Annotated in this window: 16 protein-coding genes (1 of these 16 running past the window's edge); 4 read left to right on the top strand and 12 right to left on the bottom strand. The window is 60.9% G+C overall.

Going from position 1 to position 15,915, the window contains the following annotated elements; translation table 11 throughout:
- Window positions 1-48: 48 nt before the first annotated feature.
- The 3 genes from AB7M25_RS26850 to AB7M25_RS26840 all read right to left on the bottom strand — a co-directional run bounded on the left by AB7M25_RS26850 (window position 49) and on the right by AB7M25_RS26840 (window position 3,262).
- On the bottom strand, window positions 49-1,002 hold the full coding sequence (locus AB7M25_RS26850; RefSeq protein ID WP_116582411.1) for an adenosine deaminase: 954 nt from the start codon (window positions 1,000-1,002) through the stop codon (window positions 49-51).
- An 82-nt stretch (window positions 1,003-1,084) separates the two neighbouring features.
- Window positions 1,085-2,050, bottom strand: a complete 966-nt coding sequence (locus tag AB7M25_RS26845; protein WP_429518796.1) for an isopenicillin N synthase family dioxygenase — start codon at window positions 2,048-2,050, stop codon at window positions 1,085-1,087.
- A 129-nt stretch (window positions 2,051-2,179) separates the two neighbouring features.
- Entirely contained in the window at window positions 2,180-3,262 is a 1,083-nt protein-coding gene (locus AB7M25_RS26840) for a BMP family ABC transporter substrate-binding protein (RefSeq protein WP_429389839.1), read from the bottom strand.
- Window positions 3,263-3,561: 299 nt separating this feature from the next.
- On the opposite strand from AB7M25_RS26840, the gene AB7M25_RS26835 reads away from it, so the two are divergent.
- Window positions 3,562-4,650 carry a calcium:proton antiporter gene (locus AB7M25_RS26835; RefSeq protein ID WP_428609437.1) on the top strand — a complete coding sequence of 363 codons (1,089 nt, stop codon included), beginning with the start codon at window positions 3,562-3,564 and terminating at the stop codon, window positions 4,648-4,650.
- A gap of 84 nt (window positions 4,651-4,734) precedes the next feature.
- Here AB7M25_RS26835 and AB7M25_RS26830 read toward each other — a convergent pair whose 3' ends face one another.
- The 3 genes from AB7M25_RS26830 to AB7M25_RS26820 all read right to left on the bottom strand — a co-directional run bounded on the left by AB7M25_RS26830 (window position 4,735) and on the right by AB7M25_RS26820 (window position 7,211).
- Window positions 4,735-6,093 carry an 8-oxoguanine deaminase gene (locus tag AB7M25_RS26830; protein WP_429389837.1) on the bottom strand — a complete coding sequence of 453 codons (1,359 nt, stop codon included), beginning with the start codon at window positions 6,091-6,093 and terminating at the stop codon, window positions 4,735-4,737.
- Window positions 6,094-6,343: 250 nt separating this feature from the next.
- Window positions 6,344-7,033 (bottom strand): SDR family oxidoreductase, encoded by a 690-nt coding sequence (locus AB7M25_RS26825; RefSeq protein WP_429389835.1) that lies wholly within the window; start codon window positions 7,031-7,033, stop codon window positions 6,344-6,346.
- 19 nt (window positions 7,034-7,052) lie between these two features.
- On the bottom strand, window positions 7,053-7,211 hold the full coding sequence (locus AB7M25_RS26820) for a hypothetical protein (protein ID WP_429389853.1): 159 nt from the start codon (window positions 7,209-7,211) through the stop codon (window positions 7,053-7,055).
- 79 nt (window positions 7,212-7,290) lie between these two features.
- Here AB7M25_RS26820 and AB7M25_RS26815 point away from each other — a divergent pair, with 79 nt between their 5' ends.
- Complete coding sequence (locus AB7M25_RS26815; RefSeq protein WP_429389833.1) at window positions 7,291-7,782, top strand: hypothetical protein; 492 nt, start codon at window positions 7,291-7,293, stop codon at window positions 7,780-7,782.
- Here the strand turns inward: AB7M25_RS26815 and AB7M25_RS26810 are convergent.
- The 6 genes from AB7M25_RS26810 to AB7M25_RS26785 form a co-directional block, all read right to left on the bottom strand.
- On the bottom strand, window positions 7,779-8,705 hold the full coding sequence (locus AB7M25_RS26810) for an ABC transporter permease (RefSeq protein ID WP_454238205.1): 927 nt from the start codon (window positions 8,703-8,705) through the stop codon (window positions 7,779-7,781). The two genes, AB7M25_RS26815 and AB7M25_RS26810, sit on opposite strands and share 4 nt — an antisense overlap.
- The gene (locus AB7M25_RS26805; protein WP_454238204.1) at window positions 8,705-9,811 is read right to left on the bottom strand and encodes an ABC transporter permease; all 1,107 of its coding nucleotides are present in this window, start codon (window positions 9,809-9,811) and stop codon (window positions 8,705-8,707) included. The genes AB7M25_RS26810 and AB7M25_RS26805 overlap by 1 nt, the downstream gene beginning before the upstream one ends.
- Before the next feature lie 11 nt (window positions 9,812-9,822).
- Window positions 9,823-11,388, bottom strand: coding sequence for an ABC transporter ATP-binding protein (locus tag AB7M25_RS26800; protein ID WP_454238203.1), 1,566 nt, complete (start codon window positions 11,386-11,388; stop codon window positions 9,823-9,825).
- A gap of 580 nt (window positions 11,389-11,968) precedes the next feature.
- Complete coding sequence (locus tag AB7M25_RS26795) at window positions 11,969-12,550, bottom strand: IMPACT family protein (protein ID WP_007971878.1); 582 nt, start codon at window positions 12,548-12,550, stop codon at window positions 11,969-11,971.
- 6 nt (window positions 12,551-12,556) lie between these two features.
- Entirely contained in the window at window positions 12,557-13,207 is a 651-nt protein-coding gene (locus AB7M25_RS26790; protein WP_116582402.1) for a TetR/AcrR family transcriptional regulator, read from the bottom strand.
- Between the two features lie 195 nt (window positions 13,208-13,402).
- The gene (locus AB7M25_RS26785) at window positions 13,403-14,323 is read right to left on the bottom strand and encodes a LysR family transcriptional regulator (protein WP_007971880.1); all 921 of its coding nucleotides are present in this window, start codon (window positions 14,321-14,323) and stop codon (window positions 13,403-13,405) included.
- 139 nt (window positions 14,324-14,462) lie between these two features.
- On the opposite strand from AB7M25_RS26785, the gene AB7M25_RS26780 reads away from it, so the two are divergent.
- Window positions 14,463-15,812 (top strand): aspartate aminotransferase family protein, encoded by a 1,350-nt coding sequence (locus AB7M25_RS26780; protein ID WP_429561315.1) that lies wholly within the window; start codon window positions 14,463-14,465, stop codon window positions 15,810-15,812.
- 74 nt (window positions 15,813-15,886) lie between these two features.
- Window positions 15,887-15,915: the start of a CoA-acylating methylmalonate-semialdehyde dehydrogenase gene (locus AB7M25_RS26775; RefSeq protein ID WP_008021905.1), read on the top strand. It continues 1,465 nt past the right edge of the window; 29 of the gene's 1,494 nt are visible here — the first part of the coding sequence; the start codon lies at window positions 15,887-15,889; the stop codon falls past the right edge of the window.

The following is a 15,915-nucleotide window of genomic DNA, read 5'->3' as shown; positions in this document are numbered from 1 at the left end:
CATCCAGCATCGCTGGCAAGCCAGCTCCTACACGGTTTGCGTTTGCCCTTAGGGTTTCACCAACCGCGCATCGAGGCTGTTCTGCGCCAGGCGTCTGGCCTGGTCCTGAGTCATGCCCAGATGAGTGTGCAGGGCATGGAAGTTCTCCGTGACATAACCGCCAAAGTACGCCGGGTCATCGGAGTTCACGGTCACTTTCACACCGCGTTCCAGCATGTCGAGAATGTTGTGCTGCGACATGTGATCGAACACGCACAACTTGGTGTTCGACAGAGGGCACACGGTCAGCGGGATCTGCTCGTCAATGATCCGCTGCATCAGACGCTCGTCTTCGATGGCGCGCACGCCATGGTCGATGCGCTGGATTTTCAGCAGGTCGATGGCTTCCCAGATGTACTCGGGCGGGCCTTCTTCACCGGCGTGGGCGACGGTCAGGAAGCCTTCGTGACGGGCACGGTCGAACACGCGCTGGAACTTGCTCGGCGGGTGGCCCATCTCGGAGCTGTCCAGGCCCACGGCGACGAACGCATCGCGGAACGGCAGCGCCTGGTCGAGGGTTTTCTGCGCTTGGTCTTCGCTCAGATGGCGCAGGAAGCTCAGGATCAAACCGCTGGTGATACCCAGCTGCTGCTCGCCATCCTTCAGTGCGGCGGCGATGCCGTTGAGCACCACTTCGAAGGGGATACCACGGTCGGTGTGGGTCTGCGGGTCGAAGAACGGTTCGGTGTGAATCACGTTCTGCTCTTTGCAGCGCAGCAGGTATGCCCAGGTCAGGTCATAGAAATCCTGGGAGGTGCGCAGCACATCGGCCCCCCGGTAATACAGGTCTAGGAACTCCTGCAGGTTGTTGAAGGCATATGCCTTGCGCAGGGTTTCGACGTCGCTCCATGGCAAGGCAATCTTGTTGCGCTCGGCCAGGGCGAACAACAGCTCGGGCTCCAGCGAGCCTTCCAGGTGCAGGTGCAACTCTGCCTTGGGCAGGGCGTTCAGCCAGTCATACATGATTCTTTTCTCATCAGGTGCAATGGTCGCCATTCTACAGAGGGTTGCCGCAACAATTGGTAAAACCTGACCAGGCGGTTCATCACACCGCTGCCTGTTCCCGTCGATAGGCGTAGGTATCGGCGAAGCGCGAGAGCAGGAACCCGGCGCAGGTGGTGGCCGGGTATTTCGCCGGGTGCAATGCATCCTGACAGCCGGGCAGGCATTCGATGCGGGTATCCGGGTGCGGCTCGGCGAAGAACGGCATCGAATAGCGATCCACGCCGAGCGGGCTGATCACCCGGTGCGGCGTCGACAGGTAACGGTCGTTGCTCCAGCGCGCCATCATATCCCCGAGGTTGACCACGAACGTACCGTCGATGGGGGGCGCGCCGATCCATTCGCCTTTGACGTTGCGTACCTGCAAGCCACTGGCGGCGTCCTGATAGAGCAGGGTGATGCAGCCGTAGTCGGTATGGGCGCCGGCGCCTTGCTGCTCGGTGGAGCTGGCCGTGTGACGCGGCGGGTAGTGGATCAGGCGCAACACACTGACCGGGTCATTGAAGCGAGTGTCGAAGAAGTCGCGCTCAATCCCCAGCGCAATGGTCATTGCCCGCAACAGCGTTTGTGCGAGGGCCTGCATGTCGACGTAGTGTTGCTCCATCAGCGCTTCCCAACCGGGCAGGGACGGGTGGCGATTGGGGCCGCGCAAGGGTTTTTCCGCCAGTACGTCAGGGTGGTCGGCCGGCAGGTGCAGGCCCATGTCGAAGGTTTCCTTGAGGTCGCTGGGTTTGCTCGGGTCCAACTGTTCGGTGGCGATGGCGCCGTAGCCGCGATGGTGATGGCTCTGGGTGATGTCGATCTTGAGTTTTTCGGCGGTGGGTTGGGCGAAGAAGCGTTTGGCGTGGTCGAGCAGGGCGTCGATGCGCGCGGCACTGATTGGATGGCCCTTGATGTAGAAGAAACCCCACTCGCGGCAGGCGTGGTCGATGTGTGCGGCGACAGTTTGCCAGGCGTTCTGGTCGGTGCTGTAGAGCGGGGCGATGTCGATGATGGGAAGGCTTGTCATTTTGCTTTCCTGATATGGAATGAGCTTTTGTAGGAGCTGGCTTGCCAGCGATGGGGCCATCCAATCCAAAATCATTGTTGAATGACATTACGCCATCGCTGGCAAGCCAGCTCCTACAGGGGGTGTGGGTTACTTCGGTATTTCGGCCTTCATGCCTTCCACGTAGTAGTTCATCGACGCCAGTTCCGCCGTGGTCGCGCTCACGCCCGCCGGGATTTTTTCGACGCCGGTCTGATCCTTGATCGGCCCGGTGAACGGCTGCAGCGTACCGCTCTTGATATTGGCGATGAGCTGTTCAGCTTCACTTTTCACCGCTGCCGGCACCAGGTCGCTGATCGGCAGCTCAACCGTGCCTTCTTTCAAGCCGCCCCAGTAGTCCTGGGACTTCCAGTCATGGTCGATCAGGCTTTGGGCTGCCTGAATGTAGTGCGGACCCCAGTCGTTGACGATGGAGGTCAGCACCGCCTTCGGCCCGAAGTGCGCCATGTCCGAAGCGTAGCCCACCGCATACACGCCGCGACGTTCGGCGGCCTGGATTGGCGCCGGGCTGTCGGTGTGCTGGAACACCACGTCCACGCCCTGGTCGATCAGTGCGTTGGCGGCATCCGCTTCCTTGCCCGGATCGAACCAGGAGTTGACCCACACCACCTTGATTTCGGTACCGGGGTTGTACTTGTTCAGGGCCAGCTGGATGGCGTTGATGTCGCGGATCACTTCCGGGATCGGGAACGAGGCGACATAGCCGATCTTCCTGGTTTTGGTCATCTTCGCCGCGAGGAAGCCGCCGACGTAGCGGCCTTCATAGGTGCGCGCCAGGTAGGTGCCGAGGTTCTTGTCCTGCTTGTAGCCGGTGGCGTGTTCGAAGGTCACCTGGGGAAACTGCTTGGCGACTTTCACGGTCGGGTTCATGTAGCCGAAGGAGGTGGTGAAGATCAGGTCGTATTTGTCCTTGGCCATGTTGCGGATCACTCGCTCGGCGTCGGCCCCTTCGGCGACGTTCTCCACGTAGTGGGTGGTGATCTGCGGGCCGAATTTTTCCGCGAGCTCCTTGCGTCCCTGTTCATGCTGATACGTCCAGCCGTGGTCGCCGATCGGGCCGATGTAAACGAAGCCGACTTTCAGCGGGTCGTTGGCGCTGGCACTCAGGCTGGCGCTCAGGCCGATGGCGGCGGTAACGGCGCAAAGCAGCTTCTTCAACGGACGGTTGTGCATGAATTGGAGCTCCATGTTGTTCTGTGGTTGGCAGGGGCAATGCAAATGACTGACCAACAAGACAACAAAATTAAAGGCTGAAGGTTTTGCGGCGGTTGGGAGTGCGCTATCGCTGGCAAGCCAGCTCCTACAAAAGCCGGATCACCGTTCCCCCTGTAGGAGCTGGCTTGCCAGCGATGACACACTCCGGTGCGCCCATGCACCTTCCTGCCTGCCCATGGTGCGCTAAGGTAAAACGAAACGTTAACGCCACCCCGCAGTCAGTAGCTCATCGGCACCACTCGGCAAAAAGGCTCGCCATGCTCACCACCCTCAAGCAAGAAGGTTTCCTGCTGTTGGCGTTGATCGCCGCGTGCGTGGCCTATCCGCTGGAGCACTGGATGCTGCACAGCGGCCAGGTCATCGCATTGATCAGCGGGCTGGTGCTGATCGCCTTCATCGTCGCCGCCTCCATGCGCGTTGCCCATCAGGCCGAGTTGCTGGCGGAGAAGGTCGGTGATCCCTACGGCACGATGATCCTGACCCTGGCCGCCGTGCTGGTGGAAGTGGTGATCCTGGCGATCATGATGAGCAACGAAGCCTCGGCCACGCTGGTGCGCGATACGATCTACTCGGCGGTGATGCTCGACATCAATGGCATCCTTGGCCTCGCGGCGTTGATGGGCGGGCTCAAGCATGGCGAACAGTCCTATAACGACGATTCGGCGCGCAGTTATAGCGTAATGATTCTCACCGCCATGGGGGTCTCGATGGTGGTGCCGGAGTTCATTCCAGAAGCGCGATGGAAGCTCTATTCGGCCTTTACCATCGGCACCATGGTGGTGCTCTACGCCTTGTTCCTGCGCATGCAGGTCGGGCCGCACAGTTATTTTTTCAGCTACAGCTACCCGGACAAGCGTCGCCGGAAGGAGCCCGGCGCGGAACCGCAGCCGGTCAATCTGGTGCTGAGTATCGGCACCTTGGTGTTCGGGGTGGTGGTAATTGGCGCACTGGCCGAAGTGATGTCCAGGACCCTCGATCTGGGGCTGGAAGGAACGGGGGCGCCGCCGGTGATTACGGCGATCCTGGTGGCGGCGATCTCTGCGGCGCCGGAGATCTTGACCGCATTACGCGCGGCACTGGCCAACCGCATGCAGTCGGTGGTCAACATCGCCATGGGCGCGTCACTGTCGACGGTGATCCTGACGGTGCCGGTGATGGAGGCGATGGCGCTTTATACCGGCCAGCCATTCCAGATGGCCATGACCCCGGTGCAGACCGTGATGGTGTTTCTCACCCTGATCGTCAGCGCGATCAATCTCAACGACGGCGAAACCAACGCCATCGAAGGCATGACGCATTTCGTGTTGTTTGCGACGTTTATCATGTTGTCTTTGTTGGGCCTGTAAAAAGCATCGCCGGCAAGCCGGCTCCTACAGATTATGCGTCGACTGCAAACCTGTAGGAGCCGGCTTGCCGGCGATGGCGTCCGATCAGGCGCCGCTGATCAACTGTCGCGCCGCCTGGCTGTGATCGGCAATCAAGCCCTTCAGATCCAGCCCCTCGACCTGCCCGTCAATCACCCGCCACTTGCCACCGACCATCACCCGGTCCGCGCGATCGGCGCCGCACAGCAGCAGGGCCGAGACCGGATCATGGCTACCGGAGAAGCGCAGTTCATCCAGCTTGAACAGCGCCAGGTCGGCCTGCTTGCCTACCGCCAGTTCCCCGATATCGGTACGGCCCAACAGACTGGCCGAGCCTTTGGTCGCCCAGCCGAGCACGCGTTCCGGGGTGATCTTCTCGGCGCCGTAGCGCAGGCGCTGGATGTACAGGGCCTGGCGCGCTTCGAGCATCATGTTCGAGGCATCGTTGGAGGCCGAACCGTCCACGCCCAGGCCCAGCAGGGCGCCGGCGTCAGTCAATTCGATGCTCGGGCAGATGCCCGAGGCCAGGCGCATGTTCGAACTCGGGCAATGGCAGATACCGGTCCCGGCGGCACCGAGGCGGGCGATCTCGTCCGGGTTGAAATGGATGCCATGGGCCAGCCAGGTGCGCGGGCCGAGCCAGCCGACGCTGTCCAGATAATCCACGGTGCGCAGGCCGAAGCGTTGCAGGCAGAAATCTTCTTCGTCGAGGGTTTCTGCCAGGTGGGTGTGCAGGCGCACGTCGAGTTGGTTCGCCAGGTCGGCGCTGGCCGACATGATTTCCGGGGTCACCGAGAACGGCGAGCACGGTGCCAGGGCGATCTGGATTTGCGCGCCGTCACCGCGCTCGTGGTATTCGGCGATCAGCCGCTGGCTGTCGGCGAGGATCACTTCGCCTTCCTGCACGGTCTGTTGCGGCGGCAGGCCACCGTCCTTTTCACCGAGGCTCATGGAGCCACGGGTGAGCATGGCGCGCATGCCCAGTTCGCGAACGCTCTCGACTTGCACGTCGATGGCATTTTCCAGACCTTGCGGGAACAGATAGTGATGGTCAGCGGCGGTGGTGCAGCCGGACAGCAGCAATTCGGCCAGTGCGACCTTGGTGGCGAGGGCGAGTTTTTCCGGGGTCAGGCGTGCCCAGACCGGGTACAGGGTTTTCAGCCACGGGAACAGCGGCTGATTGACCACCGGCGCCCAGGCGCGGGTCAGGGTTTGATAGAAGTGGTGATGGGTGTTGATCAGGCCCGGCAGGATCACATGCTCGCGGGCATCGAACACTTCATTGCACGGCGCGGAGGGTTGCTGGCCTGCGCCGAGCACTTCGACGATCAAACCGTCTTGCAGCACCAGGCCGCCACGGGCATCGAGACCGTTGGAGGTGAAAATGGCGAGGGGATTTTTTAACCAGGTACGGGTCGCAGGCATGTTGGCCGGCTCCTCTGAAAGTTGGGTTCAGGGTTGCCAGCTCAGTGTTGCCCTGTCTGCTGATCCAGGTTCGCCGGGGAGGCGAGGTGGGCAGTTTCGATCAAAATGCCGTTATGGGCAAGCCCGGCCCGACAGGACACCACAAACTCGTAGGAGCTGGCTTGCCAGCGATAGCGGCCTGTCAGTCACATCGTCGCTGGATGTGCTGTTGCCATCGCTGGCAAGCCAGCTCCTACAGTAGGTGAGGGGGTTACCAGGGAATGGTCTCGCCCCGGTAATTTATGAAGTGATGTCCGCCCTTGCCGACATACGCATTCACCTGATCCACCAGGCCACGGGTGCTGGTTTCGACATCGATGTCCGCGCCTTCACCGCCCATGTCGGTCTTCACCCAGCCCGGGTGCAGCGACAGCACAGTGAGCGCTGTATCGCCCAACTGAGTGACGAAGCTGTTGGTCATGGAATTCAGTGCCGCCTTGCTGGCCTTGTACAGCGCCAGCTCCGGCGCATCGGGCATGGTCACGCTGCCCAGCACGGAGCTCATGAACGCCAGCACGCCGCTGTCCGGGCGCAGTTGTTCGACAAAACGCTGGGCCAGGTTGATCGGCGCCACGGCGTTGGTGAAAAACAACTGACCGACGTCGGCCATCGTCGCGCCACCGTTGGGTGTCTGGACATCCGGCCCCTTGACCCCGGCATTGACGAACAACAGGTCAAACACCTCGCCCTTGAGTTGTTGACTCAGGGCGGACACCGCGGGCTGATCGTCCATGTCGAGCTGTTCGATCCGCACCTTGCCCAGGGCCTGCAAGGCCTCGGCTTTTTGCGGATCGCGCACGGTGGCGGTGACTTGCCAGCCATCGGCCAGCAGGGTTTTCACCAGCCCGAGGCCAAGCCCCCGGGAGGCGCCGATAATGAGTGCGGTTTTTGCCTTGGACATGAGTGGCTTCCTTGAAAATTCAGGGTCGTGGATTCAATGGACACTGTTGCCCGAGCCGTTGTTGCAACTCTTCGCGCAGCGCGCCGAGTTCGGCCATGCGGGCTTCGATCAGTTTGAGTTTGTCTTGCAGCCGTTGCGTGACGGCGCTGGCCCGGGCTAATTCACCGATGCGCATCATGACGTCTCGAAGGGGCTTGACCTTGGAGCATACTCCAGGCTTTAGCCTTGTTGCTCCCTGAATTGATGGAGCAATGACGATGTGGACTACAACGCAATATCGCCGGTTGGTGCAAGGCAGTGCCTGGTATGACTTGTTGGTAACGATGGCGTTTGTCACGCCGTGGAGTTTTGCGGCGTTGCATGGGGTTTTGACTGCGCTGTGCCAGGCATTGAGTTTGCCTGGTGAGTTGCCACCGTTCGAGCCGGTGCACATGTTGATGGCAAATCTGTTGGGCTCGATCGTCTGCGTATGGTCGGTGCTGCGGATTCGTGATCCGCAGCAGGTTTTCGGGCGGTATGACGCCGTGGCCAGATTCCTGTTCTCGGCCTGGCAGGCTTATGCCCTGATCCTGGGTGCGAGTTCGATTCTGGTGGTTTTTCTGGTGTTTGAATTGGCGTGGGGCGTGGCTCAGGTGTTGCCTGTTCGGGCCCCTTCGCGGGCAAGCCCGCTCCCACATTTGACCGAGTTCACACCAACCCCCTGTGGGAGCGGGCTTGCCCGCGAAGAGGCCCACCCAAACAGTCACTAATGCCCAGCCTGCCACGGCTGCCCCAACGACACCGGCGCATACAACCGTGTCCGCAGCGCATCCCGTGACAACAGCACCAGTACCACAATGGTCGCGACATACGGCAGCATCGCCAGCAGGCTCGACGGAATCGCCAGCCCCAATCCCTGCGCCATCAGGTGCAGGATGCTGGCGAGCCCGAACAGGTACGCGCCGAGCAGCAAACGCCACACCCGCCAACTGGCGAACACCACCAGCGCCAGGGCAATCCAGCCGCGCCCGGCGCTCATGTTCTCCGCCCACATCGGCGTGTACGCCAGGGACAGATAGGCCCCGGCCAACCCAGCCATTGCACCGCCGAATAACACCGCCAACGTACGCACTGACAACACCGGCAAGCCCATGGCACTGGCGGCAGCGGGATTTTCCCCGACGGCTTGAATGATCAGCCCGACACGGCTTTTCAGAATGACCCAGGCCACCAGCGCAAACAGTACGAACGACAGATACACCAACAGGTCCTGGGCAAACAGCATCCGCCCGATCAGCGGGATCTCGCTCAGATAGGGAATCGCCAAGGGTTCGAAACCCGCCAGCGGCTTGCCGACCCAGGCCGCACCGACAAAGGTCGACAGGCCCACACCGAAAATCGTCAGGGCCAGGCCGGTGGCCACCTGATTGGCATTGAACACCAGCGCCACCAGCGCAAACAGCGATGACAGCAGCATCCCGGCGAATATCGCCAGCAATACACCGAGCCACAGGTGCCCGGTGTTGAACGCGACGATAAAACCGATCACCGCACCAAACAGCATCATGCCTTCCTGGCCCAGGTTGAGGACGCCGCTTTTCTCGCAGATCAGTTCCCCCAGCGCCACCAACAGCAACGGCGTACCGCAGCGGACCATGGCGTAGAAAATATTGCTCAGCAGATCGATATCCATCACAACGCTCCTGCGTGTACGGCGGTGGCTTGGGCACGGCGGGTCCAGCGCAGGTTCAGGCGCGGCCGGTAGAGAATCAGCACATCACTGGCCAGCAGGAAAAACAGCATCATGCCCTGGAACAATTGGGTGATCGCTTGCGGCAGGTTCAGGCTCATTTGTGCGCTTTCGCCGCCGATGTACAGCAGCGCCATCAACAGGCTGGAAAACAGGATGCCGAGCGGATTCAGGCGACCGAGAAACGCCACGGTGATCGCTGCATAGCCGTAGCCCGGCGAGACCTGTGGCACCAACTGGCCGATCGGCCCGGTGACTTCGCACACACCGGCAAGCCCCGCCAGACCGCCGCTGATCAACAGAGCGAACCAGATCAAACGCTTCTCGCGAAAGCCGACGAAACCGGCGGCCCGCTTGTCCAGCCCGAGCACCCTGATCTGGAAACCGACGAAGCTTTTCTGCAACAGCACCCACACCGCCACCAAGGCGAGCAGGGCGAAATACACCCCGGCATGAACCCGTCCATCCTCCATCAAGAGCGGCAAGCGGCTGGCATCCCCGAACATCGCTGACTCGGGGAAATTGAACCCGGCGGGGTCCTTCAACGGACCGTGAACGCAGAACAGCAACAGGTTCAGCGCGATGTAGTTGAGCATGATGCTGGTCAGGATTTCATTGGCGTTGAAGCGCGTGCGCAACCACGCCGTCAGGCCGGCCCAGGCGGCACCGGCCAGGGTGCCGGTGAGCAGGATTGCCACCAGCGCCCAGTGGCTTTGCATATCGATGATATTGACTGCCAGCGCACTGCCGGCCAATGCACCGAGCAGCAGTTGACCTTCGGCACCGATGTTCCAGATGCGCGCCTGGTAGGCGACGGCCAGGCCCAATGCGCACAGCAGGATCGGCAGGGCTTTGACCAACAATTCAGAGACGCCATACAGGTCGCTGACCGGCGCGATCAGCAGCCTGTGCAAGGTCAACAGCGGGTCATGCCCGAGCGCGATGAACAACAATGATCCACAGCCCAGGGTCAGCGCAGCCGCCAGCAACGGCGAGCACCACAGCATCAGCCGCGATTGCTGGCCGCGGGGTTCAAGAGTAAGCAGCATGTGACACTCCGTTAGCGCGAGGCGGATGCGCGTGATTGGGGGGCAGCGAATTGACCGGCCATCCAGCCGCCGACATCGCTCAGGTGCGTATCGACAGTGGCGTGGAGCGCCGACAGTCGACCGCCGCACAAGGCGCCGAGGCGGTCGCTGATCTGGAACAGTTCGTCGAGGTCTTCGGAAATCACCAGGATCGCCGCGCCGGCATCGCGCAAGGCAATCAAGGCGCGATGAATGGTGGCGGCCGCGCCGACGTCCACACCCCAGGTCGGGTGCGCGGCGACCAGTAGTTTGGGTTGCTGGAGGATTTCCCGGCCGAGGATGAATTTCTGCAGGTTGCCGCCGGACAGACTGCGGGCCGGGGTCTGGCTATCGGGTGTCTTGACCCCGAAACGGCGGATGATTTCCTCGGCCAGCGCTTCGACGCTGCTGCGCCGGATCAGACCCTTGTTCACCAGTCCTTGCTGGAACGCCGTCAACAGCGCGTTGTCTGCCAGGCTCAACTCTGGCACCGCACCATGGCCCAGGCGTTCGGCAGGGACAAAGCTCAGGCCCAGTCGGCGACGTGCGTCGGGGTACAAATGGGCAACCGGTTCCTGGCCAAAGCGCAGGGTTGCGCCTTCGTTGCGATTGAGGCGTTGTTCACCGCTGAGCAGGGCCAGCAGCTCGTCTTGACCATTGCCTGCGACACCGGCGATGCCGACGATTTCGCCGCTGCGCACTTCAAGATTGATGTCCGTGAGCGAGCACCCGAACGGGTCCGGGTTGTGCCAGGACAATCCACGTACCTCAAGGAACGCATCACCCCCGGTCACCTTCGGATAGTTTGCGATCAGATCCGCCGCCTCACCGACCATCAGGCGCGCCAGTTGCTGATCCGTACAGTCGGTTGGCACGCAATGGCCGGTCACGCGTCCGCCGCGCAGTACTGTCGCGCTCTGGCACAACGCGCGGACTTCCCCGAGCTTGTGGCTGATGAACAAAATGCTGCAGCCCTCGGCGGCGAGCCGGCGCAGGGTGACGAACAAGTCGTCGGCCTCTTGCGGCGTCAGCACCGAAGTCGGTTCATCGAGAATCAACAGGCGGATGTCCTGCATCAGGCAGCGAATGATTTCCACCCGTTGCCGTTCTCCAATCGACAGGCTGTGGACAAGTCGCTCCGGTTCCAGCGCCATGCCATAGCGTCGGGACACCTCGCGAATCTTCGGCTCAAGTTGTCTGGGTGAGCCTGCCGCCGCGCCCATGGCCAGGGCAATGTTCTGCGCCACGCTCAAGGTTTCGAACAGCGAGAAGTGCTGGAACACCATGCCGATGCCCAAACTCCGGGCCTGGGCCGGGTTGCGCAGGGTTACCCGCTGACCTTGCCAGATCACCTCGCCCGAATCGGCCTGGGTGACGCCATAGATGATTTTCATCAGCGTGCTTTTGCCCGCGCCGTTTTCGCCAAGCAGGGCATGGATCTCGCCAGGGACAATGGTCAGGTCGATGGCATCGTTGGCCAGGCAACCGGGGTAGCGTTTGCTGATTCTGCGTAGTTGCAGGCGTGGAACCGGATCCGCGATTGGAGCGTGATTGGGCATGACAGGCTCAGTGCTGTTGGACTTGTGCCTGTGGATAAAGCAATTTTCTGGCCATCAGGTCAGGAAAATATCCAGGTCCTGTGAGCCGAGGCGTTGAGTCCGCAGCTTTCAAATGAGCCGCGCAGACCCCGGCACCACATGGGGGCAATGGTGCAAATCAAGCCCCGATTTTGCTCGTGGGGTTTTGCTCAAAAAATGATCAATCGACCACAAGCCATACCGTGCAGGGTACCGAGACGGCCATGAACGGGTTATCCACAGATTGCTCCACAGTATTTGTGCGCAAGCTCAAGGCATGGGCATAAGCACTGGGTGGCTTTCTTCTAAAGGTGATAAATCGTTGTAACTGTTTGTTTTTACTTGAATTTGATCCGCTTGATGGCAGATTGGACGAAAATTGAGCAAAGTCCGCAAAGCCGCATGACAGAAGGGTTACAGCGGTATGTGCTCAGGTTATCCACAGCCGGGTGCACAGCAGATGTGGGCAAATATGGAATAAGTGGAAAAGCGGCGTGCCCCAAAAGATCGCAGCACGATCCCATGTTGAGCTACCGAAGGCTGCGATCTTTTGCTCTTGTTTTCAGCGCTGCAAAAGAATACGTCCACGACTCAAATCGGCCAGCTGTGACTGCAAGGTATCGATCTGCGCGTCGCCTACCGCCAACTGCAACTCGACACCATTGGCGGTGAAGGTTTCATCCACAACCAGTCCACCTGCCTCCGCCACCCGCAGCTTGACCAACGCCAGCTCGGCAAACCCGCAAGCGCAACGCAACGGCACCCGGCTGATCAACTCAACCTTTGGCGCCGCTTGCAGGCATTTGTTCGCACCGCCGCCATAGGCCCGGGCGAGACCACCGGTGCCCAGTTGGATGCCGCCGTACCAGCGAATCACCAGCACCGCGACCTGATCACAATCCTGTGCCTCTATCGCCGCCAGAATCGGCCGACCTGCCGTGCCGCCGGGCTCGCCATCATCGGTGCTGCGATATTGATCGCCGAGCTTCCACGCCCAGCAGTTGTGCGAGGCATTCAAGTCACTGTGCTGTTCAATGAACGCCTGGGCCTCGGCCGGGCTGGAGATTGGCGCGGCGAAGGTGATGAAGCGGCTTTTGCGAATCTCTTCGCGGTATTCGCAAAAACCGCTGAGGGTAAAAGGCATATGTATTTAAATGGCAGGTTGCAGGCCGCAGCCCTTGAGGATGATGCGGATCAGGTTGTCCCCGGCGTCTTCCATGTCTTGCTTGGTCAACTTGGTGCGCCCGGTGACGCGGCAGATCTGCGTGGCGAAGTCGGCGTAATGCTGGGTGCTGCCCCACAACAGGAAGATCAGGTGCACCGGGTCGACCGGGTCCATTTTACCGGCGTCGATCCAGGCCTGGAACACGCCCGCGCGACCCTGGAACCAGGCGCGATAATCCTGGTTGAAATACTCGGTCAGGCATTCACCGCCGCTGATGACTTCCATGGCGAAAATCCGCGAGGCTTGCGGCTGGCGGCGGGAGAACTCCATTTTCGCGCGGATGTAACGGGTCAAGGCCTCGGTCGGATCATCCTCGGCCGTGAGGGTGTTGAAGGTGCTGTCCCACAACTCGATGATGTTGCTCAGCACCGCCACGTACAAACCGAGTTTGTTGGTGAAGTAGTAATGCAGGTTTGCCTTGGGCAGCCCGGCATTCTGGGCGATGGTGTTCATGCTCGTGCCTTTGTACCCGTGACGGGCGAACTCGTCTTCGGCAGCTTTGATGATGGTCTCTTCGTTCTTCTGACGAATGCGGCTGACGGGTTTTCCGCCGTGGGCTGGGACTTCAAAGGTCATAAGCACTTCCGAACAGGTAGGTGGGACGGCCAGTGCGTTGATAGCGTACCCACCGACTTCAGACAAGTCCTCACACAATAAAACCCTACACCACAATCCACTGTGGGAGCGGGCTTGCTCGCGAAGACGGTGTGTCAGCTATGCAGATATCGACTGACACGGCCTCTTCGCGAGCAAGCCCGCTCCCACAGTTTTTCAGCGTGTCGCGGCCAGGCTCTCGAGAAAACTCTCCAGCACCAGATGCGGGCGACGCCCCTTGCGTGTGACCGACGCCAGGCTCAGGTCATAGAAGCGCGTTTTGGCTTTCAACGCTCGCAACCGGCCCTGCTGTACCCAAAGACTCGCATAGTGATCCGGCAGATAACCGATATAGCGTCCGGTCAGGATCAGGAAGGCCATGCCCTCGCGGTCCGAGGCGCTGGCCGTGCAATTGAGCGCCTGGTAGTGGGCCTGGATCTCCGCTGGCAAACGAAAGGTAGGCGCGATGGCGTCCTGACTGTTCAGGCGCTCGTCGTCCAGTTGTTTGTCGTCGACATAAAACAGCGGATGGCCGACCGCGCAGTACAACAGCGATCGCTCGCTATACAGCGGTTGATATTCCAGTCCGGAAAGCGCGCTGGCCTGCGGCACTACGCCGACGTGCAGGCGACCGTCGAGTACGCCTTGTTCGACTTCATTGGGCGCGATCATGCGGATCTGGATCTGCACGTCCGGGCCGCGCTCTTTCAACTGCGCGAGGGCATGGGTGATGCGCATGTGGGGCAGGGTGACCAGGTTGTCCGTCAGGCCAATGATCAATTCGCCGCGCAAGTGCTGGTGCAGGCCGTTGACCTCGGTGCGGAAGCTTTCCAGCGCACTTAACAGTTGCAACGCCGATTGATAGACCTCGCGACCTTCTTCGGTCAGGGAAAAACCGGCGCGTCCACGTTGGCACAGGCGCAGGCCGAGGCGTTGCTCCAGATCGCTCATCTGCTGGCTGATCGCCGAGCGACCAATGCCCAGCACGGTTTCCGCCGCGGAGAAGCCGCCGCATTCCACCACGCTGCGAAAGATCCTCAGCAGGCGAATATCAAAGTCGCTGACCTGGGCCAGCGGATCGGGACGGCGAGTGCTCATGCGGGTTACTCAAAAGTTTAGTGGTTGGCTGACTGAACATTAGAAGAGTTGCATTTCACCGACTTTATCCCCGTGGCAATTTAGCTGCAACAACGGTTTTCAATCCTTACGCCGCTTATTGCCTTGCGAGGTTTTGCCCATGAACTTGCCTGAAAACGCCCCGACTTCGCTGGCCAGCCAGCTCAAGCTCGATGCTCACTGGATGCCTTACACCGCCAACCGTAACTTCCAGCGCGACCCGCGCCTGATCGTTGGCGCCGAAGGTAGCTGGTTGATCGACGACAAGGGCCGCAAGGTGTATGACTCGCTGTCGGGTCTGTGGACCTGTGGCGCCGGCCACACCCGCAAGGAAATCCAGGAAGCGGTCGCCAAGCAACTGGGCACGCTCGATTACTCGCCAGGCTTCCAGTACGGTCATCCACTGTCGTTCCAGCTGGCCGAGAAAATCACCGACCTGACCCCGGGCAACCTGAACCACGTGTTCTTCACCGACTCGGGCTCCGAGTGCGCTGACACCGCGGTGAAGATGGTCCGTGCCTACTGGCGCCTGAAGGGCCAGTCGACCAAGACCAAAATGATCGGCCGTGCCCGTGGCTACCACGGTGTGAACATCGCCGGCACCAGCCTCGGCGGCGTGAACGGCAACCGCAAACTGTTCGGTCAGGCGATGATGGACGTCGACCACCTGCCGCACACTCTGCTGGCAAGCAACGCCTACTCCCGTGGCATGCCGGAGCAGGGTGGCATCGCCCTGGCTGACGAACTGCTCAAGCTGATCGAACTGCACGATGCGTCGAACATCGCGGCGGTATTCGTCGAGCCATTGGCCGGTTCCGCTGGCGTGCTGGTTCCGCCCCAGGGTTACCTCAAGCGTCTGCGGGAAATCTGCGACCAGCACAACATCCTGCTGGTGTTCGACGAAGTGATCACCGGTTTCGGCCGTACCGGCACCATGTTCGGCGCCACCACCTTCGGCGTGACCCCGGACCTGATGTGCATTGCCAAGCAAGTTACCAACGGCGCGATCCCGATGGGCGCGGTGATTGCCAGCTCCGAGATCTACCAGACCTTCATGAATCAGCCGACGCCTGAATACGCGGTTGAGTTCCCCCATGGCTACACCTATTCGGCCCACCCGGTGGCTTGCGCCGCTGGCCTGGCAGCACTCGATCTGCTGCAAAAGGAAAACCTGGTACAGAGCGTGGCCGAAGTCGCACCGCATTTCGAAAATGCGCTGCACGGCCTCAAAGGCACCAAGAACATTATCGACATCCGCAACTTCGGCCTGGCCGGTGCGATCCAGATCGCACCACGTGACGGCGATGCGATCGTGCGTCCGTTCGAAGCCGGCATGGCGCTGTGGAAAGCCGGGTTCTACGTACGCTTCGGCGGCGACACCCTGCAGTTCGGCCCAACCTTCAACAGCAAGCCGCAGGACCTGGACCGCCTGTTCGACGCGGTCGGCGAAGTGCTGGGCAAGATCGACTGATTTCTCCTTCTATATACCTATAAACAACGGGCGTCCGGGAACGGGCGCCTGTGGACAACTTTTCAGGAGCTTCCATGAGCGTTATTCCGCATTTGATCAATGG

This window comes from Pseudomonas sp. AP3_22 TE3818 (assembly GCF_053628995.1).
This window is presented reverse-complemented; position numbering and strand designations above follow the sequence as displayed.